At 65.1% G+C, this 20,250-nt stretch carries 16 protein-coding genes; 7 read left to right on the top strand and 9 right to left on the bottom strand.

Annotation, left to right across the window (positions count from 1 at the left end):
• Window positions 1-619 precede the first annotated feature (619 nt).
• Window positions 620-1,804 carry a M48 family metallopeptidase gene (locus DEIDE_RS12125; RefSeq protein ID WP_242402916.1) on the bottom strand — a complete coding sequence of 395 codons (1,185 nt, stop codon included), beginning with the start codon at window positions 1,802-1,804 and terminating at the stop codon, window positions 620-622.
• Between the two features lie 92 nt (window positions 1,805-1,896).
• Here DEIDE_RS12125 and DEIDE_RS12120 point away from each other — a divergent pair, with 92 nt between their 5' ends.
• The 4 genes from DEIDE_RS12120 (at window position 1,897) to DEIDE_RS12105 (ending at window position 5,498) form a co-directional block, all read left to right on the top strand.
• Window positions 1,897-2,844, top strand: a complete 948-nt coding sequence (locus DEIDE_RS12120) for an aldo/keto reductase family protein (protein ID WP_012694251.1) — start codon at window positions 1,897-1,899, stop codon at window positions 2,842-2,844.
• 114 nt (window positions 2,845-2,958) lie between these two features.
• Window positions 2,959-3,915, top strand: coding sequence for an ABC transporter ATP-binding protein (locus tag DEIDE_RS12115; RefSeq protein ID WP_012694250.1), 957 nt, complete (start codon window positions 2,959-2,961; stop codon window positions 3,913-3,915).
• Window positions 3,908-4,780: an ABC transporter permease subunit gene (locus DEIDE_RS12110; RefSeq protein ID WP_012694249.1), complete on the top strand. Its 873-nt coding sequence runs from the start codon at window positions 3,908-3,910 to the stop codon at window positions 4,778-4,780. Before DEIDE_RS12115 ends, DEIDE_RS12110 begins: the two co-directional genes overlap by 8 nt.
• Window positions 4,781-4,856: 76 nt before the next feature.
• Window positions 4,857-5,498: a hypothetical protein gene (locus tag DEIDE_RS12105; protein WP_012694248.1), complete on the top strand. Its 642-nt coding sequence runs from the start codon at window positions 4,857-4,859 to the stop codon at window positions 5,496-5,498.
• Between the two features lie 117 nt (window positions 5,499-5,615).
• On the opposite strand, the gene DEIDE_RS12100 is transcribed toward DEIDE_RS12105, so the two are convergent.
• From DEIDE_RS12100 to DEIDE_RS12090, 3 genes are all read right to left on the bottom strand, one after another.
• Window positions 5,616-6,080 carry an SRPBCC family protein gene (locus DEIDE_RS12100; protein ID WP_012694247.1) on the bottom strand — a complete coding sequence of 155 codons (465 nt, stop codon included), beginning with the start codon at window positions 6,078-6,080 and terminating at the stop codon, window positions 5,616-5,618.
• A gap of 85 nt (window positions 6,081-6,165) precedes the next feature.
• The gene (locus DEIDE_RS12095; protein WP_162485464.1) at window positions 6,166-6,981 is read right to left on the bottom strand and encodes a metallophosphoesterase; all 816 of its coding nucleotides are present in this window, start codon (window positions 6,979-6,981) and stop codon (window positions 6,166-6,168) included.
• A gap of 8 nt (window positions 6,982-6,989) precedes the next feature.
• Window positions 6,990-7,283, bottom strand: coding sequence for a hypothetical protein (locus DEIDE_RS12090; RefSeq protein WP_012694245.1), 294 nt, complete (start codon window positions 7,281-7,283; stop codon window positions 6,990-6,992).
• A 143-nt stretch (window positions 7,284-7,426) separates the two neighbouring features.
• Between DEIDE_RS12090 and DEIDE_RS12085 the strand changes: the two genes are divergently transcribed.
• Window positions 7,427-8,302, top strand: a complete 876-nt coding sequence (locus DEIDE_RS12085; RefSeq protein WP_012694244.1) for a metallophosphoesterase — start codon at window positions 7,427-7,429, stop codon at window positions 8,300-8,302.
• Window positions 8,303-8,329: 27 nt separating this feature from the next.
• On the opposite strand, the gene DEIDE_RS18065 is transcribed toward DEIDE_RS12085, so the two are convergent.
• Window positions 8,330-8,833 (bottom strand): GDYXXLXY domain-containing protein, encoded by a 504-nt coding sequence (locus DEIDE_RS18065; protein ID WP_012694243.1) that lies wholly within the window; start codon window positions 8,831-8,833, stop codon window positions 8,330-8,332.
• Window positions 8,830-9,840: a DUF2157 domain-containing protein gene (locus DEIDE_RS12075; protein ID WP_012694242.1), complete on the bottom strand. Its 1,011-nt coding sequence runs from the start codon at window positions 9,838-9,840 to the stop codon at window positions 8,830-8,832. The genes DEIDE_RS18065 and DEIDE_RS12075 overlap by 4 nt, the downstream gene beginning before the upstream one ends.
• Window positions 9,841-10,101: 261 nt before the next feature.
• Between DEIDE_RS12075 and DEIDE_RS12070 the strand changes: the two genes are divergently transcribed.
• Complete coding sequence (locus DEIDE_RS12070; protein ID WP_049760480.1) at window positions 10,102-14,913, top strand: glutamate synthase-related protein; 4,812 nt, start codon at window positions 10,102-10,104, stop codon at window positions 14,911-14,913.
• Between the two features lie 60 nt (window positions 14,914-14,973).
• Entirely contained in the window at window positions 14,974-16,440 is a 1,467-nt protein-coding gene (locus DEIDE_RS12065; protein WP_012694240.1) for a glutamate synthase subunit beta, read from the top strand.
• A 277-nt stretch (window positions 16,441-16,717) separates the two neighbouring features.
• On the opposite strand, the gene glyA is transcribed toward DEIDE_RS12065, so the two are convergent.
• The 3 genes from glyA to DEIDE_RS12050 all read right to left on the bottom strand — a co-directional run bounded on the left by glyA (window position 16,718) and on the right by DEIDE_RS12050 (window position 20,105).
• Window positions 16,718-17,941 (bottom strand): serine hydroxymethyltransferase, encoded by a 1,224-nt coding sequence (glyA, locus tag DEIDE_RS12060; RefSeq protein WP_012694239.1) that lies wholly within the window; start codon window positions 17,939-17,941, stop codon window positions 16,718-16,720.
• 238 nt (window positions 17,942-18,179) lie between these two features.
• Window positions 18,180-19,505: an ABC transporter gene (locus tag DEIDE_RS12055; RefSeq protein WP_012694238.1), complete on the bottom strand. Its 1,326-nt coding sequence runs from the start codon at window positions 19,503-19,505 to the stop codon at window positions 18,180-18,182.
• 78 nt (window positions 19,506-19,583) lie between these two features.
• The gene (locus tag DEIDE_RS12050; RefSeq protein ID WP_012694237.1) at window positions 19,584-20,105 is read right to left on the bottom strand and encodes a hypothetical protein; all 522 of its coding nucleotides are present in this window, start codon (window positions 20,103-20,105) and stop codon (window positions 19,584-19,586) included.
• Window positions 20,106-20,250: the final 145 nt, after the last annotated feature.

The following is a 20,250-nucleotide window of genomic DNA, read 5'->3' as shown; positions in this document are numbered from 1 at the left end:
GCACAAACGGTCAGACGAGACTTGGTGGAGCGCCGTACGCTGAGGAAGCATGACCGACCGGGTGGATCTCCTGCTGCGGCTGCTTCTGACGAATTTGGAAGGCTCGTCGGGGAGAGAAACTGGCAAAGGCGGCGCATCTTAACCGTGCCCATGCGACGCGGGCTCCCCTTGCCGTCCGAGCCTCACGGCCGCAGCCTGGACGGGCTGGAAGGACAGATGAATGCGGCGTTCCTCGCCTTTACGCAGCCGGCTCATGAGGTGCAGGAGGAAGCGAAGTGACAGCAAGCCTGCGTAGATGCATTGTATGAGCCGGCCGAGGTGTTCCTTAACGGGGGCATGCTGGCACACGTGCTGATCGTGGATGCCCACCGCTGTCACGTGCTGAGCAGTTGGTTATGACGGCTCGACGTCCGGCGGGAGGCTGAGAAGAACTGGCCGGGCAAACAGAGACGCTCCATTACGCGGCGCAGGTCCTGGCGACCCAAACGTCGTTCAGCATACCGGGCAGGTTCTGGATGCTGGACCGCTGGCCCGGCGGTATGGCTTCACGGACCCGGACGGCCGTCATCCGAACTAGAACGCGCAACGCCGGGCGGCGCAGGTGAAGTAGACATCCAGCTTAGTATCGGTAGCGCTCGTCGTACTCGTCCTGAGCAGCCTGTTCGGCCAATCGCACGAAGGGCGTGAGTTCAGCGTCGATTTGCGCCGCGCGGGCCGTGCTCAGGGTGATCCTGGCCGCAGCCGGATAGGCGCGAATGACTGCCAGCCGGTCGGCGGTCGGTGGGTGGGTGGCATCGAGCTGTGAGCGCTCCTGCAGGTAGGCCTCGCGGGCCTGGGCGCGCTGGGCGGGCAGTTGGCTCAGCCACATCCGCTGCAGTTCCAGAAACGTATGTGCTGCCTGGGGAAGGTGCTTTTGCCGTTGCAGCGCGGTTTCCAGCATGGAGGAGTGGTTTAGCAGGTGCACCGCATCCAGGGCACTGAGGGCCGCGTCGTGTCCGGCCACCTGTGCGGCCAGCAGGTCTGCGCGGAACTCGGCCCGCTGGTGTTCGGCGCCCACCAGTTGCAAGAGCAGGGTATACAGCCCCAGAGGCCCTAGGGCCAGCCCCCTCATAACCAGATTGGACAGCGCTGCCATGCCGCCCTCGTGGTGTTCGCGGGCCTCCATCATCATGTCCGGAGTTAGCAGATGAATCACCTGCCCCAGCACGTTCAGGGCGGTGCCGATGAGACGTCCACGCACCGGATCACGGTTTTTCTGGTGAGCCAGCTCATGGGCGATGATGGCCACCCGTTCCTGTGGAGTCAGGGTGTACCACAGCGCCAGTCCCAGACCCAGGGCTGGCCGGGGCGGAAAGCCGCTCTGGCCCATGAAGGCATTCACGTCATGGATCACGGTAACGCGATCCGGTCGCGCCGCGCCTATCGTTGTGGCTATCTCTGTGACCAGAGCATGAAGCTGCGGTGCGTCAGCCTCCGTGACGACCTGCCCGGGGGTCTGCGGAAATACCGGGCGGGCAATCCAGGCAAAGGCCAGCAGTGCCACACCGATCAATCCAGGCATAAACCGCTGCGATGGACCCTTGTCCCCCAGCAGGCCCAGAGCACCGGCCAGCAGCCAGATTCCGCCCAGCACCATGGCGAGGTACCCCAGCAGAATCAGACCGGCCAGCATCACGGCAATCACCGATCTTGGCCCGGGACGGTTGCTGTGGTCCGCGATAAACCTCTCCCGCAGTCGTGCTGCTTCCCGGTCCGCCATACGCTGCCATGCAGTTCCGAGCCGACCAATAGGTGAGAGAGACATGAGCATTAGCATAGCGAACGCTGCAGGTTTATCCGCCTGGGTCTACCTCCGATGCTTTGGGATTTAAAGCAGGCTGGAGTAGATTGGGCCGCATGGAATACCGGAACCTCGGCAGAAGCGGTTTGAAAGTCAGCGAAGTGGCCCTGGGTGGCTGGGTCACCTTTGGGCACAGCGTCCACGACGAGACGATGGTGCATGACATTGTCAAGAAGGCCTATGACGAGGGCGTGAACTTCTTTGATCAGGCAGACGTATACGCCCGTGGCCGCAGCGAGGAGCTGATGGGCGCTGTGCTGCGCGACTTTCCGCGCCACACCCTGGTGGTGTCCAGCAAGGTGTACTGGCCCATGAGCGACGATGTGAACGACCGCGGCCTGTCACGCAAGCACATCCTGGAAAGCGTGGGCAAGAGCCTGCAGCGCCTGGGCACGGACTACCTGGACATCTACTTTGCCCACCGTTATGACGAGACCGTTCCGATGGAAGAAATCGTGATGGCTTTCGACCAGGTCATCCGTGACGGAAAGGCCCTGTACTGGGGAACCAGCATGTGGCCGGCCGCGCGCATTGCCCAGGCGGTCGAGTTCGCCAGGGCCAACGGCCTGCATGCCCCGGTGACCGAGCAGCCCGAGTACTCCATGCTGCGCCGCGAACGGGTGGAAAAGGAAATCCTGCCCTACACCGAAGGAGCCGGAGTGGGCCTGGTGGTGTGGAGCCCGCTGGCCATGGGCCTGCTGACCGGCAAGTACGATAACGGTCTGCCTGAGGGCGCACGCCTGACGGAGAACGAGAACTGGGGCAAGAACTTCCTGACCGAAGAGAACATCCAGAAGGTCCGTGACCTGAAGCCGGTTGCCGACGACCTGGGCATCACCCGCGCGCAACTTGCCCTGGCGTGGCTGCTGCGTCAGAAGGGTGTAAGCAGCGTCATTACCGGCGCGACGAAGGTCGGCCAGATCGAAGACACCGTCAAGGCGGCTGGCGTGCGGCTGACCGAAGACGTTCAGAGCCGGATTGAGGACATTCTCAACCCCGCCTGAAGAGCCTGACTCAGGTGCCCGGCTTTCTTGACGGAGCCGGGCACTTTCGTTTCCTGGGCCGCCTGCAACTTTCCGGGCACGACGGAGGGCTGGCGTGGTCCCTATGCTGGCTGGGTGAACACTCAGCCCTCAGATACAGGCGCGGCCATCGAGACGCGTGACCTCCGGAAGGTGTACCGGGGCCGGGCAGTGGTGGACGGCCTGAGCCTCCACGTGCCGCGCGGGGAGGTGTTCGGCTTTCTGGGACCCAACGGAGCCGGCAAAAGCACCACCGTGAAAATGCTGCTGGGTCTGGTATTGCCCAGCAGCGGCGTAGCGCAGGTGCTGGGCGGGCGTCCATCGGACCCACGGGTGCGGGCCCGGCTTGGCTTTCTGCCCGAGCAGTTCCGCTTCCAGACCTGGATGACTGCCGAGGAGTTCCTGCGGTTTCATGGTCGTCTGGCCGGAGTGCCCGACCCCGAATTGCGCGTGCGGATTCCTCAGGTGCTGGAAACCGTGGGGCTAGGTGGACGGGGCCGCGAGACGCTCAGCGGCTACAGCAAGGGCATGTTGCAGCGCTGCGGGTTGGCCGGCGCCCTGCTGGCGCACCCTGAACTGGTGTTTCTGGATGAGCCAACCAGCGCCCTGGACCCCATTGGGCGGGTGGAGGTCCGCGAGATCATCGAGGGCCTGCGGGCGCAGGGTGTCAGCGTCTTCCTGAATTCACACCTGCTTTCGGAAGTGGAGCAGGTGTGTGACCGGGTGGCTTTCGTGAAAGCTGGACGGGTCCTGATGCAGGGCAGCATGCGTGAGCTGCTGGGCGGGGTGGTGCCGGTGACCCTACGCCTGGGGACCCTGCCGGCAGGACTTCTGGACACCCTGGCCCGCCTGGGCGAGGTCCGTCACACCGACCTGCAAATCCCTGGACGCGCCGAGGTGGAGCTCTGGCTGGCGCAGGAGGATCAGCTGCCGGCGGTGGCGGACGCGGTTCACGCGAGTGGCGCGCAGCTCTACGCCATGACACCGCGCCGCCCGGATCTGGAAACCCTGTTCCTGGAGCTGAACGAGACCCCGGAGGTTTCCCATGCGTAACGCCCTTTTAATTGCCGACCTGTCGCTGCGTGAAGCGGTGCGTAAACGCCTGATGTCGGTGTTGCTGGTGCTCAGCGCCCTGTTCGTCGGATTTTTTCTGTTCGGGATTTTCAAGCTGGATTCCGAGCTTGACGCCCGCGCTGTAAACGCTGGCCTGGAAAGCCGCAGCACCACGGGCGCGGCGAACCTGCCGGTCATGTGGGCCACCGCGCTGGGCATGTACCTGGTGTTTTTTCTGGGCGTGATGATGTCGGTGCTGTCCACGGTCGGGTCGGTCAGCGCGGACATCGAGAACGGCGTCATGCAGAGCGTCATCGCACGTCCGGTGTCACGCGCGCAGCTGGTGCTGGGCCGCTGGCTGGGTTTCGCCGCTGTGAATATGTCTTACATGGCCCTGCTCAGCGCAGCTCTGCTGGGAGGCATCTGGGTGATCACCGGGTACCTGCCGCCCGCGCCGCTGCCGGCCGTGGCCCTGATCATCCTGGCCGTCATGCTGCTCACGGCCCTGACGGTGCTGGGCAGCACGCTGTTTACCACCCTGGCCAACGGCATCGGGGTGTTCGTGCTGTACAGCCTGGGCTTTATGGGGGGCATCCTGAGCTTTATCGGTACCCTGTCGGACAACCAGACCCTGACCACACTGGGCCGGGTGGCCAATGTGGTCATGCCGACCAACAGCCTGTGGCTGGGGGCCAGTTACCACCTGCAATCCCCGCTGATGCTGGAAGTCGGCCGCGTTTCACGCGGTGCCAATCCCTTGTTCGGAACCGAACCTGCCAGCACTGGCCTGATCGTGTGGGCTGCGCTGTTAAGTGTGCTGGCAGTGGCAGGAGGTATGTGGCGCCTGAGCCGGCGTGACCTGTGAGACTGGCGCTCTTGGGCACCTGGCCGACAGAACTCTGCCAGCCGGACCCGCTATAAGAACGGCACAAGGAGGCCATATGAAGCTCAGAACCCTGATCCGCGTGGCGCAGGCCATGCGCACCCCAGAGCCCGCAGGTGACCAGAGTGGCCAGGACAGCCCTTCGCAGGACCCCGTACGTGGAGTGGCCGGAGCCCTGCGCCGCGACGCACGCGTGCAACAGGTCACCAGCGGCTTGCGCGACCGGGCCCGTGACTGGCGCAGCGCCGCGTCTGCACGCGCCGACGAGCACCTGGAGCGGCTGATTCAGGACAGCCATGCCCGGCGCGGCTCGGAAGCTTCCGGGCAGGTCACGGCGCTGCTGGAGGCCCGCCGTCAGGAGCGCGAGGCCCAGGCACGGGCCGAGCAGGCCCGCCGTGAACTGATGGCCAGGGCGAACACCCCCGAGCAGCGCCGCATACTGGATCTGGTTGCCAGCCACACGTCCTGGGCAGGAGGCACTGCCCCGCAGGAGCTGCGTTACACGGCGCTGCTGGACCTGCTGGCCCCGTCAGGCCGCCCAGCGGATGAGATGGCGGTGCACCGGGCCCTGTGGACTCTGGCTGAACAGCGCGTGCTGGCAGTCTCGCCGCATGGCGTGGTGACCGCCTGTGAGCCGCCCGTTGCGCGTGCGGTCCTGAGCCTGCCAGCGTCTACCGCCGCTGAGCCCACCGGGTTCTGAGGTCGCGCCCAGAAGACTTGAAGGCTCTGGAGCCGCGGCCTTCTGCCGCACTCCCTGACGGCCCGCACTGCACCCGTTGGCACTGTCTGGCCAATCAGGAATGAATCCCTGGTTGTCTCAGGCCAGCGTTCCCGAAGATGCATTGATGCGCGAAGCCATCGTCCGGAAAGTCCGCACAATCAGGCGCTGGGCCAGGCTGTCCAGCTGACGCCCGCCAACCCGGGTGACGGTCCCGCCCAACACAGCGCTGCCCTGCCAGTCCAGCAGGGTGGTGCCGTTCCCCTGATCCACCACGCCCGCCTGAGCATTCAGCTCTACCGTACTGCCCAATCCGCCGCCCTGAACGCGTACCCTGACCAGGCCCTGCGTCTGATCAGGCGTCAACTCCAGGCGGAACCTGAACTGACCACGCAGCAGGCCCAGGCCCACCTGAACGGTGGCGTCAGCCGTGTGTGGGTCAATGACCCGGACCTCCCGCACTTCCGGCAGGCAGCGCGCAACCTGCTCCGGGTCCTGTACAAAAGCCCACACGGTTGCCGGCGGCGCTGAAACCTGTTCCTGTCCCGAATAGCTGAGGTTCATACCTCTGTGAATAGCAGCTCTGCTCCACCCGGATAGGGCCATGCCTTACCTGCTGGAGAGAAGTTCAGAAACCTGCGCCCAGCAGTCAGAAGCGTGGAGAGGAGATGGGCAGCTGTTCGGCCTGCGCGGCCAGTGGCTCACCGAAGCGGGAATAGCGTCCTCCCAGTTCCGGACGCCCGGGTCCGCACAGAACAGTCACCTTGGGCAGGGCCTGCACATTGAGCTCTGTGACCGCCAGACGTCCGGTCTCGTAAGCGCCCAGATCCACGTACAGATGCCGGCCCAGGCGTGTGGGGATGGGAACGGGCGTATGCCCGTGCACGCTGTAGATCACGCTTTCCGGCAGGGGAAAAGGGCCTTCGAAGGGCCGCAGCCACAGCGCTGCAGACAGCGGGTTGGGATGCCGCGGGTGCTGGACTGGCGGGGATGCATGCGACACGAGAACACTGGGCGCCGTTGGCAGATCATCGTGTATCTGGCCGTCATCAGTGACATACACCACCCGCCGCAGCACGGCCAGGTAAGCCTCCAGCAGTGGGGGAAAAGCTTCCAGCGTGAGGGGGCTGACTTCGCGGCGAACCGTCTCGCCGCCAGCGCGCATCCACCACTGAAAGCCCTCCATGCCGCGGCGGTAGTCGGTCATGTCCCGGGTGCTCTGATACTGCCGGTACCAGCGCAGGCCTTCTTGCATCATGCGCTCGTGGTTGCCCATCAGCAGGGTCGCGCGGCCCTCGGCATGCAGGTCCATCAGCAGCTGTACGGTTTCCAGGCTGCGCGGCCCGCGGTCAATGGCGTCACCCAGTCCCAGAAAGTGGGCCTCGGGGTAACGGTGCACGGCCGCGCGCAGCAGGTCCGCACGGCCGTGCAGGTCTGGCAGCACCACGACGGTGCGGCCACTCATGGCCCCGCTCATGCCGGATCCCGTTCTGAATCTTCCGACCCAGTGTGATCCTGAAAATCCAGCAGGGTCTGCTTGCTGCGCTCACGCAGGGCGCGGGCCCCGCCAGGGTCAGGCGTGAAGGTCACGCCGCCTGCGTGCACCGTGACCCGGTAAGCAGCGCCGTCGGCGACTCCGGGCAGCCACTCGGCAGGAAGCTGATACGTCCGTCCCAGGCTGTCCTCCACATCGGCGAGGCCGGCGTCTTCGTCCAGCACATCCACCACGAGGACTGCTGCGGCGTGCAGGTCGGTCTGGGACATCATACGCCGCAGTCTAGAGCATCTGTGGTTCAATCTTCCGACCGGATAAAGGGCTTCATAGGGTGGGCAGCGGCAGGGGCCGCAGCCTGCAGGGATGCATCTTCCGGTGGACGTCTGCCGGGTCGCTGGCCGCTTAGCCTGCACCCATGACGCCGCCTTCTTCATCTCAACTGTCTCAGTTAACCCGCAGGAGGCTCCTGCAGGGAATGCTGGGTCTGGGGCTCGGTGGCGCCGTGTTGGGCGGTGCAGGAGTGACCCAGGCTTACCAGTTCGGGGTGGTGCGGGAACAGCAGGGTGTGCGGGGCCTGCGCAAGCCCCTGCGCGCGGCCTTCCTGACAGATCTGCACTACGGACCACTGATCGGGGTTCGCAGTGTCCGGGCCTGGGTGCGGGCGGCCAATGCTCTGCGGCCGGATGTGGTGCTGCTGGGTGGGGATTATCTGGACATCGAGCCGGGAGGCGAGGCCACACCCCTGCTGCGGGAACTGGCCGGGCTGCAGGCGCCGCTGGGGGTATACGGCGTATGGGGCAACCATGATTACAGAAGTTTCGGACGCTCCGGCGCCGGTCCGGGATGGGTAAGCCGGCGAAATGAACTGCACGGGCTCTTTGCGCAGGCTGGCGTCACCATGCTGCGTAACGAGGGCCGTGTGGTGCGCGATGATCTGTACCTGGGTGGTGTGGATGACCTGACCACCGGCGACCCTGACCTGCCGGCTGCCCTGTACGGCGGGGGCAGCCGGGCCACGCTGCTGCTCAGCCATAACCCCGACCTGCTGCCTGACCTGCCAGGACCCGTGGGGCTGGTGCTGTGCGGCCACACCCATGGCGGGCAGATCCGGCTGCCTTGGGTGGGTGCGCCGGTGGTGCCCAGCCGTTATGGGCAGCGCTACGTGATGGGCTGGGTGCAGGGGGCCTTCGGAACCCCCGCCTATGTCAGTCGTGGCCTGGGTGTGACTGGTGTGCCCATGCGCATGCTGTGCGAGCCTGAACTGACGCTGCTGACCCTTACGCCCACCTGAAAGTGGTGGGATCTGGCCGCCCAGGTGCTAGCGGATAGCCACGCCGCCGCGGGACAGGCCCAGCAGCCGCGACCGGCCTGATGCCCCGACCAGCACCCGCGCCCGGAGCTCCCCGCTGGCCTGGACCTGCTCCTGCGCCGCTGTTTCACTGAGGTAGAAGCGTTCCAGACCATAGGTCAGCAGAGCCTGACCATCCACGACTGCCTGGACCCGGCCGCGCAGAAAAATGCCCGACGTGGGCCGGCGGGACGTCGCCCGGTCACCCGTCCAGAGTCCGGCGCGTTCAACCAGGGGTACGTACGCCACGCCCGGGGCCTTGACATCCGGGTCAGCAGCCACGCGGCTGATGGGATATTCCAGGGTCATGTACTGGCCACGAAGCACGTCGCGCGGATCGGCCAGCCGCGTTTCAAGCGTAATTTCCTGGCCATTCAGACGGTCAACTGTTCCCGGCACCAGCAGGCCAAAGGCCAGCGCGAGCTGCGCCGCGACTGCAAGGCTTAGGCGGCGGGCCGCCGTGAGTCTCTTCATGGACGTTTCTCCATGTCCGGATTCAGATGGCGCCGGGCGCGTTCGAGCGACCAGCCGAGTCCCAGCAGAAGCACCCCGGCCCCGACCAGCGCCAGTCCGGTCACGGCCAGGCTGCCCAGCAGCTCGAAGTAGACGGTCAGGATAACCAGTCCGGTGGTCAGCAGACCCCAGTTGATCCAGGCGGCGCGTCGCCAGGTCTGCCCCAGCCAGACCGTGCCGAGGGCCAGCAGCAGACACAGTCCCAGCGCCGGCGAGAAGTTCTGTGCCGTGGTGTGATGCAGGGCATAGATACCTCCCAGCATCAGGGGCGGCCCCCAGAAGGCCCAGGGATGCGACAGGATGTGGTGACTGCCCGGGGGTCCGTGCAGCTGCGCGGTGACAAGCATGGCTGCGCCCACCCCGGCAATCGTCATGCAGGCGGCTTCCAGAGTGCTGAGCCTGGACAGCGGGCTGGACCCGAACACCCCCAGCAGCGGAATAACCACGCCCAGCGGCAGCGCCAGATGCAGTGAGGCAGGCAGCCTGACCGCGTACCCCAGCATCAGGAGGCCCAGACCCCAGAGGGCCAGCAGGGCAGACGTATCGACCGGGGCCTGCTCGGCCTGGGCCAGCAGGGCCAGCAGAGCGCCGAACAGCACGCCCCCCAGCAGATACAGCGCGGCGCCCAGGGCAGGCAGATGATGGGCTTCCCGGTGAGGGTCGTCCCGCAGGCGGTAGCCTCCAGCATAGGCGCCCAGCATGGGCAGCAGCACGCACAGCAGCTTGCCCCAGCCAGGCAGGTCCTGCCAGTTCGTGCCCACCAGTGCCAGCACGCCCAGCCCCAGAACCAGGGCGCCGGTCGCCGAGACGATCACCGCCCAGGGTGCAGGGGCAGGGCGCGCGCCGTGAGGGCTCAGTCCCTCGGCGGCCAGAATCGCCTGAACCTGTTCCATGCTCAGCAGGCCCTGCGTCTGCCAGCGTTGCAGGGCTTCCGGCAGGGCTCTACGCCACGCGTCCGGAGGGGTCATACCTTCATCGTACGAGGCAGGGAGACGCCACCGCAGCAGTGTGATTTACGCTCCTGGGGGGAAAGGGAGGGTGCCCTATTCTTTCGGCAGGCTGCGGATCCTGATCTTCAGGATCTTGGACCCGGACCAAGTTGAATTGTGGTCTTCGCCTGGGACGTTATAAACAACGATCCTGCATAGACATGCGTCAGTAGGTAAGGTAGTTGAAGCAGCCTGCCGCGCCGCGGGGGCCAGCGAGTCACAGTTCACAGGAGCGTCTTCATGGAGAGAACAGAGCAGCGGGTGACTCCGGCTCAGAGCAGGGCCGTACCCCCGACCGTGCATGAAATTGCGCAGGCCACCCAGCAGGGCCTGTATTCGGCTGCAGAGCATGACGCCTGCGGAGTAGGCTTCGTGGCCCATATTAAGGGCAAAAAGAGCCACGCCATTGTTGAGCAGGGCCTGAAGATCCTGGAGAACCTCGATCACCGTGGGGCGGTGGGTGCCGATCCGCTGATGGGCGACGGCGCCGGCATCCTGATTCAGATTCCTGACGAGTTCTACCGCCGCGAGATGGCTCGGGCGGGCGTCACCCTGCCCCCTCCCGGCGACTATGGCGTGGGCATGATCTTCCTGCCCAAGGAAATCGCCTCGCGCCGCGCCTGTGAGCAGGAGCTCGAACGGGCCGTTGAGGCCGAAGGTCAGGTTGTGCTGGGCTGGCGCGATGTGCCGGTCAATCACGAAATGCCCATGAGCCCGGCCGTGAAGGAAAAGGAACCGGTCATCCGGCAGATATTTATCGGTGCCGGCCCGGATACGCTGGTTCCCGACGCCCTGGAGCGCAAGCTGTACGTGATCCGCCGCCGGGCGTCCAACGCCATCCTGGGGCTGAACTTCACCCACGGCGCCGAGTACTACGTGCCCAGCATGTCGTGCCGCACGATTATCTACAAAGGCCTGCTGCTGGCCACCCAGGTCGGCGAGTACTACCTGGACCTGCAGCAGCCCGGCCTGGTCTCGGCCCTGGCGCTGGTGCACCAGCGTTTTTCGACCAACACCTTCCCGGAGTGGCGTCTGGCGCACCCCTACCGCATGGTCGCCCACAACGGCGAGATCAATACCGTCAAGGGCAACTTCAACTGGATGCGCGCCCGCGAGGGCATTATGCAGAGCCCGGTGCTGGGCGAGGACCTGAAGAAGCTCTACCCGATCTCCTTCGAGGGTGAGTCCGATACAGCCACCTTCGACAACGCGCTGGAACTGCTGGTCATGTCCGGCTACCGCATGGCGCACGCCGCCATGATGCTGATTCCCGAGGCCTGGGAGCAGAACCCGTACCTGGACTCGCGCCGGCGCGCCTTCTACGAGTACCACGCCAGCATGATGGAGCCCTGGGATGGCCCAGCCGCCATGGTGTTCACCGACGGCCGCCAGCTGGGCGCCACACTGGACCGCAACGGTCTGCGCCCGGCACGCTACATCCAGACCCGCGACGATCTGGTGATTCTGGCCTCGGAAACCGGCGTGCTGCCCATTCCTGAAAGCCAGATCTCCAAGAAGTGGAGGCTGCAGCCCGGCAAGATGTTCCTGATCGACCTGGAACAGGGCCGCATCATCGAGGACGACGACCTCAAGATGCACTTCGCGTCTGCGCAGCCCTACGAGCAGTGGGTCAAAAACACCCACGTGACCCTGGGCTCGGTGGCGGCAGAAGGTCAGCCTGGTCCCGAGAGTTTCTCGGAACCGACCATCCGCCGTCAGCAGGCGTTCGGCTACACGCAGGAGGACCTGAAATTCCTGATGGGCCCGATGGCGCTGAGCGGCGAGGAAGGCATCGGCTCGATGGGCAACGACTCTCCGCTGGCGGTGCTGTCTTCGCGCAACAAGCCGCTGTACAGCTACTTCCGGCAGCTGTTCGCGCAGGTCACCAACCCACCCATTGACCCCATCCGCGAGTCCGTGGTGATGTCGCTGCTGTCGTACATCGGGCCCAAGCCCAACCTGCTGGACGTCAACGCGGTCAATCCGCAGATGCGCCTGGAGGTCAAGCAGCCCATCCTGGACTTCGCCGATATGGCCAAGCTGCGTTCCATCGCGGAACACACCCGCGGCAAGTTCAAGACCGTTGACCTGGACATCACCTATCCGGCTGAATGGGGCGCACGCGGCATCGAGGCCAAGCTGGCGACCATCAACGCGCGGGCTGTGGACGCTATTCAGAACGGCCACAACATCCTGATCATCACCGACCGCCGGGTAGACCGTGAGCGTGTGGGCATTCCGGCCCTGCTGGCGCTGAGCAGCATTCACCACCATCTGGTGCGCGAGGGGCTGCGTATGAAGGTCGGTCTGGTCGTGGAGACCGGTGACGCCCGCGAGGTGCATCACTTCGCCGCGCTGGCCGGCTACGGCGCCGAAGCCATTCACCCGTACCTGGCCCTGGAGACCCTGTGCAACCTGCACGGAGCGGTTCCCGGACTGACCGGCCTGGAGGGGATCGGCAGCGAAAAAGCCATTGCCAACTACATCAAGGCAGTCGGCAAGGGCCTGAGCAAGATCATGTCCAAGATGGGCGTCAGCACGTACCTTAGCTACTGCGGCGCGCAGCTGTTCGAAGCGGTGGGCCTGAAGGCCGACGTGGTGGACAAGTACTTCCGCGGCACGTCCAGTCAGGTGGGCGGTATCGGCCTGTTCGAGATTGCCGAGGAAGCCCTGCGCATGCACGCGGCGGCCTTCAGCGACGATCCGCTGGCAGGAAATGCCCTGCATGACGGCGGCGAGTACGCCTGGCGCGTGCGCGGCGAGGAGCACATGTGGACGCCCGACGCCATAGCCAAGCTGCAGCATGGCGTGCGCAGCGGTTCGTACAGCACCTACGAGGAATACGCCCGGATCATCAATGACCAGAGCCGGCGTCACATGACGCTGCGCGGCCTGTTCGAATTCCGTGCCGAGGGCGCCACGCCTGTGCCGCTGGAGGAAGTGGAGAGCGCCGCCGAGATCGTCAAGCGCTTCGCGACCGGGGCCATGAGCCTGGGCTCGATTTCCACCGAGGCGCACGCCACGCTGGCTGTGGCCATGAACCGGATTGGCGGCAAGTCCAACACCGGAGAAGGTGGCGAGGACCCCGCCCGCTACGAGCGCGAAATGCGCGGCGAGCAGATCGGAGAAGGCGAGTCGCTGGCCAGCATTCTGGGCGGGGGCCGTGTAGAGATGGACTACCCCCTGCAGGGCGGCGACTCTCTGCGCAGCAAGATCAAGCAGGTGGCCTCAGGACGTTTCGGCGTCACCACCGGCTACCTGGTCTCGGCTGACCAGATACAGATCAAGATGGCTCAGGGCGCCAAACCCGGCGAGGGCGGACAGCTGCCCGGCGGCAAGGTCAGCGAGTACATCGGCTACCTGCGTCACAGCGTACCGGGCGTCGGACTGATCAGCCCGCCGCCGCACCACGACATCTACTCCATCGAGGATCTCGCTCAGCTGATCCACGACCTGAAGAACGTCAACCCGCGTGCGGACATCTCGGTCAAGCTGGTTTCGGAAGTGGGTGTGGGCACCATCGCCGCTGGCGTCGCCAAGGCCAAGGCCGACCATCTGGTGATCGCAGGGCACGACGGCGGCACCGGCGCAAGCCCCTGGAGCTCCATCAAGCACGCCGGTACCCCCTGGGAACTGGGCCTCGCCGAAACGCAGCAGACGCTGGTGCTCAACCGCCTGCGTGACCGCGTGCGCGTGCAGACCGACGGTCAGCTCAAGACCGGCCGCGACGTGATCATCGCCGCGCTGCTGGGCGCCGACGAGTTCGGCTTCGCGACCGCGCCGCTGGTCGCTCAGGGCTGCATCATGATGCGCAAGTGTCACCTGAACACCTGCCCGGTCGGCGTGGCCACCCAGGACCCGGCCCTGCGCGCCCGGTTCCAGGGCAAGCCCGAGCATGTCATCAACTACTTCTTCTTTGTGGCCGAGGAAGCCCGCCAGATCATGGCGCAACTGGGCATCCGCCGCTTCGAGGACCTGATCGGCCGCGCGGACCTGCTGGATACGCGTGCCGGGGTGGAGCACTGGAAGGCGCGTGGGCTGGACTTCAGCCGCGTGTTCTACAGCCCTGACGTTCCGGCCGAGGTGGGCAAGCGTCATCTGGCCACGCAGGACCATGGCCTGAGCCGTTCGCTGGACCTGAAACTCATCGAGAAGTGCCGGCCGGCCTTCGAAACCGGCGAGAAGATCCACTTCCTGCAGGAAGTGCGCAACGTCAACCGCACGGTCGGCGCCATGCTGTCCGGCGAACTGGTGCGCCAGCATCCCGAAGGGCTGCCGGACAACACCGTGTTCATTCAGATGGAAGGTACCGGCGGGCAGTCCTTCGGCGCGTTCCTTGCTCCGGGCCTGACACTGTACCTGATCGGTGACGCCAACGACTACACCGGCAAGGGCCTGTCTGGCGGGCGCGTGGTCGTGCGGCCTACCATCGAGTTCCGTGGCAAGGCCGAGGACAACATCATCGTCGGCAACACCGTGCTGTACGGCGCGACCAGCGGAGAGGCCTTCTTCCGCGGGGTGGCGGGCGAGCGCTTCGCGGTGCGGCTCTCGGGCGCCTCGGCGGTTGTCGAAGGCACCGGCGATCACGGCTGCGAATACATGACTGGCGGCACCGTGGTTGTGCTGGGCAAGACAGGACGCAACTTCGCGGCCGGAATGTCGGGAGGCGTGGCGTACGTGCTCGACGAGGACGGTACCTTCGAGCAGCGGTGCAATACGGCCATGGTCAGCCTGGAAAAGGTCATGCCCGAAGACCAGCAGCTGGCTCTGAGCCCTGCGCATACCCTGCACCGCGGCCTGTCCGACGAAGCTCAGCTGCGCGCCCTGATCGAGTCGCACCACCGCTGGACCGGATCGGCCCGCGCCAGCGACCTGCTCGACGACTGGGACGCCGCCCTGAAGCGCTTTGTCAAGGTGATGCCGCACGAGTACGCCCGAGCCCTGCGCGAGCGCGACCAGCACGACAAAGGCACGGTGCATGCCGCCGATACCACCAGCATGCAGGCCGGCCCCAGCTCCCCTCTGGGCGAGCAGGGCACCCTTACGAAATAACTTCCAGGTGTCTGGGGCGCCTTTGCGCGTCCCGGGCCCCTGTTCTTAGCGGAGACCTCCATGAGCAAAATCACCGGATTTCTGGACCAGCCGCGCGTCAAGGAAACCTACGCGCCGGTCGAGGCCCGACTCCAGCACTACCACGAGTTTCTGCTGCCCCTGGCAGCGGGTCCGGCCCGCTTGCAGGCCAGCCGCTGCATGGACTGCGGCATTCCCTTCTGCAACAACGGCTGCCCGGTCAACAACATCATTCCCGACTTCAACAACCTGGTGTACCAGGACGACTGGAAAGCGGCGCTGGACAACCTGCACAGCACCAATAACTTTCCTGAGTTCACCGGTCGCATCTGCCCCGCGCCCTGCGAGGCCGCCTGCACCCTGAACATCAATGGCGATCCGGTAGGCATCAAGTCACTGGAACTGTCCATCATCGAGCGCGGCTGGCAGGAAGGCTGGGTCACGCCCCTGCCGCCCAAGACCAAAACCGGACGCAAGGTTGCCGTGGTGGGCGCCGGACCTGCCGGAATGGCCGCCGCCCAGCAGCTGGCCCGCGCCGGTCATGACGTGACGGTGTTCGAGAAGAACGACCGCGTGGGCGGCCTGCTGCGCTACGGCATTCCGGACTTCAAGATGGACAAGGTTCACATCGACCGCCGCGTGGCGCAGATGGAAGCTGAGGGTGTGACCTTCCGGACCGGCGTGCTGGTGGGCACCATGCCCGAAGGCAGCCGGGTGACCAACCTGGCCAAGGAGACCATCAGCCCTGAGCAGTTGCGCGCCGAGTTCGACGCCGTGCTGCTTTCGGGCGGCGCCGAGCAGCCACGCGACCTGCCGGTGCCAGGCCGGGAGCTCGACGGCGTGCACTTTGCCATGGAGTTCCTGCCGCAGCAGAACCGCGTCGTGGCAGGCGACAAGCTCAAAAAGCAGCTGCGCGCCGACGGCAAGCATGTGGTTGTGATCGGCGGTGGGGACACCGGCAGCGACTGCGTGGGCACCAGCAACCGTCACGGCGCCAAATCGGTCACCCAGTTTGAGGTCATGCCTCAGCCCCCCGAGCAGGAGAACAAGCCTCTGGTGTGGCCTTACTGGCCGCTGAAGCTGCGCACCAGCACCAGCCATGAGGAAGGTGGCGTGCGCGAGTTCGCCATTGCCACCAAGGAGTTTATCGGCAAGGGCGGCAAGGTGACGGGCGTCAAGACCGTGCGGGTAGAGCTCGAAGGCGGCCAGCTGCGTGAAGTTGAAGGCAGCGAGGAGATTCATCCGGCTGATCTGGTGCTGCTGGCCATGGGGTTTGTCAGCCCGGTAGGCACCATCCTGGAAGCCTTCGGGGTCGAGCGTGACACCCGTGGCAACGCCCACGCCACCACTGACGAGCAGGGCGGCTACGCCACCAGCCTGGAAGGTGTCTTTGCCGCTGGTGACATGCGCCGCGGCCAGAGCCTGGTGGTCTGGGCCATCCGTGAGGGCCGTCAGGCGGCGCGCGCCATCGACGAGTACCTGATGGGCGAGAGCCTCCTGCCACGCTAAGATTGAGAAAGAAAAGGGCTCCGGGGTCATTCCCGGAGCCCTTTTTTGAGGCTGTTTTTTCGGTGCAGGGAGGTCTCCAGTCGCCTTTCTGGCACCCAGGCTATGACACTGCCTACTCAGGCACCTGCAGAGCCTGTTGTTCAGTTGTTCAGCTACTCAACAGAGCCCGGCTTCCGTGGAGGCCTCTGAGCAGACAAAGTGTTGCTGACAGCAGGTGCAGTCAAAGGGGCATGATGCGGTGTGCAGTCCACATCATGCCCCGGTGCGTTGCCTCTGCTCAGGGCAGGGGGAAGCGGCCTGCGAAGTCATGCACCTCAGCCTGCACGTCCTCGCCCTTCAGCGCACGGTCAATCAGGTCGGCGATGACCTGCATATGCTCCTCGGTCATGCCGCGGGTGGTTACCGCTGGGGTGCCCAGGCGAATGCCGCCGCCGTGCAGGATCTTCTCGGTGTCGTAGGGCAGGGTGGATTTGGAAATGGTGATGTGATTGGCGTCCAGGCGTTTGGTGGCCTTGGTGCCGTTCAGGCCCTGAGCCCGCAGGTCCAGCACCAGCAGGTGATTGTCGGTGCCGCCCGAGACCACGCGGTAGCCCCGCTGCTGAAAGGCGATGGCCAGGGCCTGGGCGTTGCGGATGACCTGCCGGGCATAGTCCTTGAACTCGGGGCGCAGCGCCTCGCCAAAGGCCACGGCCTTGGCAGCAATCACGTGCTCCAGGGGACCGCCCTGATAACCGGGAAAGACGGCGCGGTCAATTTTGGCCCCCAGTTCGAGGTCGTTGCTCAGGATAATCCCGCCGCGTGGCCCGCGCAGCGTCTTGTGGGTGGTGCTGGCCACCACATGGGCGTGCGGCAGGGCGTTGGGGTGCTCGCCAGCGGCAATCAGGCCGGCGATATGCGCGATGTCTGCAAACAGGATCGCACCGACCTCATCGGCAATTTCACGGAAGGCCGCAAAGTCGATGCTGCGCGAATAGGCGCTGGCCCCGGCGATAATCATCTTGGGACGGTGCTCGTGCGCCAGCCGCCGGACCACGTTCATGTCGATCAGTTCGGTTTCGGGGTTGACCTGATAGCCGACGATCTTGTAGCGCAGCCCCGAGAAGTTCACCGGGTTGCCGTGCGTCAGGTGCCCGCCGTGCGAGAGGTCCATGCCCAGCACCGTGTCGCCGGGCTCAATCAGGGCGTTGTACACCGCGAGGTTCGCACTGGAGCCCGAGTGCGGCTGCACATTCGCCCAGGCTGCCCCGAACAGTTCCTTGACGCGGTCGATGGCCAGCTGCTCCACCTGATCTACGATCTCGCAGCCGCCGTACCAGCGCTTGCCGGGGTAGCCCTCGGCGTACTTGTTGGTCAGTACGCTGCCCTGCGCCTCGCGCACCGCGGCGCTGGTGAAGTTCTCCGAGGCGATCAGTTCCAGCCCTGAGCGCTGTCGCTCGGCTTCCTGGCGGATCAGGTCGAAAATGGCCGTGTCGCGCGTGGCGGGGGATTCGGCAGTCGTCATACAGGTACGGTAACACCCCCGCCCGGGATGCTGGCAGGGGTGTCTTTGCAAGGGAGACGAGGTTTATACAAACCTCACGGTGAGCGGCAGACGGGTTCAGGCAGATCGGGGAGTAAGACAGCGCTCAACTCCGGTCATAAGGACCCACCGCTGGGGTCTGCTGGTAGCCGGAAATCAGGAGATGGAGCTGATTGCCCGCCGTGGTTTCGAACCATCAGCGCCAGGTGCGCAGCCCGTATTACAGATCTCCGGCCAGCCAGCGCACCACGTTCTTGCCCAACGTGGCATTACTCAGGTTGGGCCAGTTGTTGTAGCTGCCGGTGGTGCCGTCCGAGTAAGTGTTGTCCCCAAAAGTGCTGCTGTCACCCCACATGGCCACCCGGCCCGCGCCCACGGTGTTTACGCCCAGGTAGGTTCTGCCTCCCGTTCCCATCAGGGCAGTGCCCTTCAGGACATCCACGCTGGTACCTACATAGACGCCCGCACTACTAACCCCGTTCAGGATCGGGTGGGTGGTCAGCGGCGTCGCTGTGTATACCGGATCACTGAAGCTGGAGTTGAACGACGCCCCCAGTCCAAAAAGAATGTCACTGTTCAGGCTGGCCTGCAGGCTGGTGCTGACGCTGGCGGGGCTGCTTCCATCCCAGCCATTGAAGACTTCGGGGCTGTCCCAGCCGTTGTTGTTGCGGTCGCTGACCCGGTGATCCGTGATCAGGAACACTCCGCCGCCGTTCTGGACGAAACCCTGGATGGCCGCGCGCTCAGTGTCGCTCAGGGGGTTCTGCGGCTCGGGAAGCACCAGCACCGACGCGCCTGACAGCGCAGCCGAGGTGATGGCCGTGCCGGTCAGGGTGCCCACCGTATAGCCCAGGCCGCGCAGCGCCGAAGCGTAATCGCTGTAGGCCCCGTCGATGCGCCAGTCGGCCTTACCGGCATCCTCAGCCTTGGTCAGGTCGAACAGCACTTTCTTGGTGATGGCGGTGTTCCCCCCGTTGTTCAGTCCGGGTGTACTCCCCTGAACCCTGAAGTCCACATTGTTTGCGTTCGTGTCGGAACCGTCGGGTACGCGGGCCAGCGCACTGCCTGCACCCGTGGTCGGGGCGGGGCTGCCCTCGCCACGGCTGGTGCTGGGGGTGCCGTAGGCCACAGCATCAATGACGGTCGAGCTTTTCAGCAGACGCAGACTGGCGCTGCCGTTGTAGAGGTCTGCGCCAGCGTTGACCAGCGTGCGGTTGGGCACGGTCGTGTCCTGGGCCACCACGAAATACCCGCTGTCAGGAATGCTTCCTGACAGCGTGATGGTGCGGTACTGGGTGCCAGCCGCGTCATAGGCCGCCAGGGTGTAGCCGCTGAGGCTCTTGCCGGCCGGGCCGCGCAGCTCAATAAAGGTGCCGGCGTCAGTCCCGGCCGAGTCATAGAACAGCTCGTTGATGACCGGTTCACCGGCCAGGGCCTGAGCCTGTAAGACCACCTGATCAGTGGGAGGCTGACCACAGGCGGTGGCCAGCAGAGATACGGACGCAAGCAGCACACAGCTGCGACGAATCAGGACAGGAAAGGACATGGAACTTCATTCTTCACAGCAATGTGATGACCATGTCATTCGTTCGTTTCAGGACTGTTGACCCTCAGGACCTGCCGGTTACTTGCAGTTTTTGACGGCTTTCAGGGCCTGGGCAAAGCCCTTGACCGGAAAGGTGTAGGTCAGCTCCCGCCCACCGCTGCGGGTTACGCGCAGCGCCACCCGGGTCTGTGCGTTGCGGAAGGCGTTGAGCAGCAGGGCGTCGTTTTTGTCGGTGACTGCCAGGCTGCGCAGGTGCGTTTCGTCTTCCGGGTCTTCGGATTCTTCCAGCAGGGCCGCCGGGACTACACGGACCTGCTGGCTGTCGACGCGGTAGGCCAGGGCCGGAATCTTGTCCTGGTCATATTCGTCCTGGGTCAGCAGCAGGCTGGCGGTGTGCAGATAGAACACCGGCACCCCCTTGCTACAGAGGAACTCGACATAGGTGTCGCTGCTATTTTCATCGAGATAGATGCTGCTGGTATTGCGGTCAGTGATGGGGTCCTGGGTAACCTGGTACGACACCTTTGTATTGGGAATGGCCACTTCGGCAGCAGAGAAGGACAGGGTGCTCAGGGCCAGCAGGGACAGGAAACGGCGCATAGCGCGAGTGTAAGTGACACCCTCTCCACCTGGGTGCTGATTTGACCGGAGGCAGATGCCTGGGGCTGCGTTCACCCCGAAAGGTCTGCTACCCTGGTCCGCATGACGCCCCGCGCCGGTACACCTTCGCCGTTTTTCCGCAGCG

Origin of the sequence: Deinococcus deserti VCD115 (assembly GCF_000020685.1) — a bacterium.
Classification (GTDB): domain Bacteria; phylum Deinococcota; class Deinococci; order Deinococcales; family Deinococcaceae; genus Deinococcus; species Deinococcus deserti.
This window is presented reverse-complemented; position numbering and strand designations above follow the sequence as displayed.

Bases quoted from the DNA above. Each gene is read 5' to 3' on its own strand.
- DEIDE_RS12125 (WP_242402916.1), bottom strand. From the start codon at position 1,804: ATGTCTCTCTCACCTATTGGTCGGCTCGGAACTGCATGGCAGCGTATG.
- DEIDE_RS12120 (WP_012694251.1), top strand. From the start codon at position 1,897: ATGGAATACCGGAACCTCGGCAGAAGCGGTTTGAAAGTCAGCGAAGTG.
- DEIDE_RS12110 (WP_012694249.1), top strand. From the start codon at position 3,908: ATGCGTAACGCCCTTTTAATTGCCGACCTGTCGCTGCGTGAAGCGGTG.
- DEIDE_RS12105 (WP_012694248.1), top strand. From the start codon at position 4,857: ATGAAGCTCAGAACCCTGATCCGCGTGGCGCAGGCCATGCGCACCCCA.
- DEIDE_RS12100 (WP_012694247.1), bottom strand. From the start codon at position 6,080: ATGAACCTCAGCTATTCGGGACAGGAACAGGTTTCAGCGCCGCCGGCA.
- DEIDE_RS12095 (WP_162485464.1), bottom strand. From the start codon at position 6,981: ATGAGTGGCCGCACCGTCGTGGTGCTGCCAGACCTGCACGGCCGTGCG.
- DEIDE_RS12090 (WP_012694245.1), bottom strand. From the start codon at position 7,283: ATGATGTCCCAGACCGACCTGCACGCCGCAGCAGTCCTCGTGGTGGAT.
- DEIDE_RS12085 (WP_012694244.1), top strand. From the start codon at position 7,427: ATGACGCCGCCTTCTTCATCTCAACTGTCTCAGTTAACCCGCAGGAGG.
- DEIDE_RS18065 (WP_012694243.1), bottom strand. From the start codon at position 8,833: ATGAAGAGACTCACGGCGGCCCGCCGCCTAAGCCTTGCAGTCGCGGCG.
- DEIDE_RS12075 (WP_012694242.1), bottom strand. From the start codon at position 9,840: ATGACCCCTCCGGACGCGTGGCGTAGAGCCCTGCCGGAAGCCCTGCAA.
- DEIDE_RS12070 (WP_049760480.1), top strand. From the start codon at position 10,102: ATGGAGAGAACAGAGCAGCGGGTGACTCCGGCTCAGAGCAGGGCCGTA.
- DEIDE_RS12065 (WP_012694240.1), top strand. From the start codon at position 14,974: ATGAGCAAAATCACCGGATTTCTGGACCAGCCGCGCGTCAAGGAAACC.
- glyA (WP_012694239.1), bottom strand. From the start codon at position 17,941: ATGACGACTGCCGAATCCCCCGCCACGCGCGACACGGCCATTTTCGAC.
- DEIDE_RS12055 (WP_012694238.1), bottom strand. From the start codon at position 19,505: ATGTCCTTTCCTGTCCTGATTCGTCGCAGCTGTGTGCTGCTTGCGTCC.
- DEIDE_RS12050 (WP_012694237.1), bottom strand. From the start codon at position 20,105: ATGCGCCGTTTCCTGTCCCTGCTGGCCCTGAGCACCCTGTCCTTCTCT.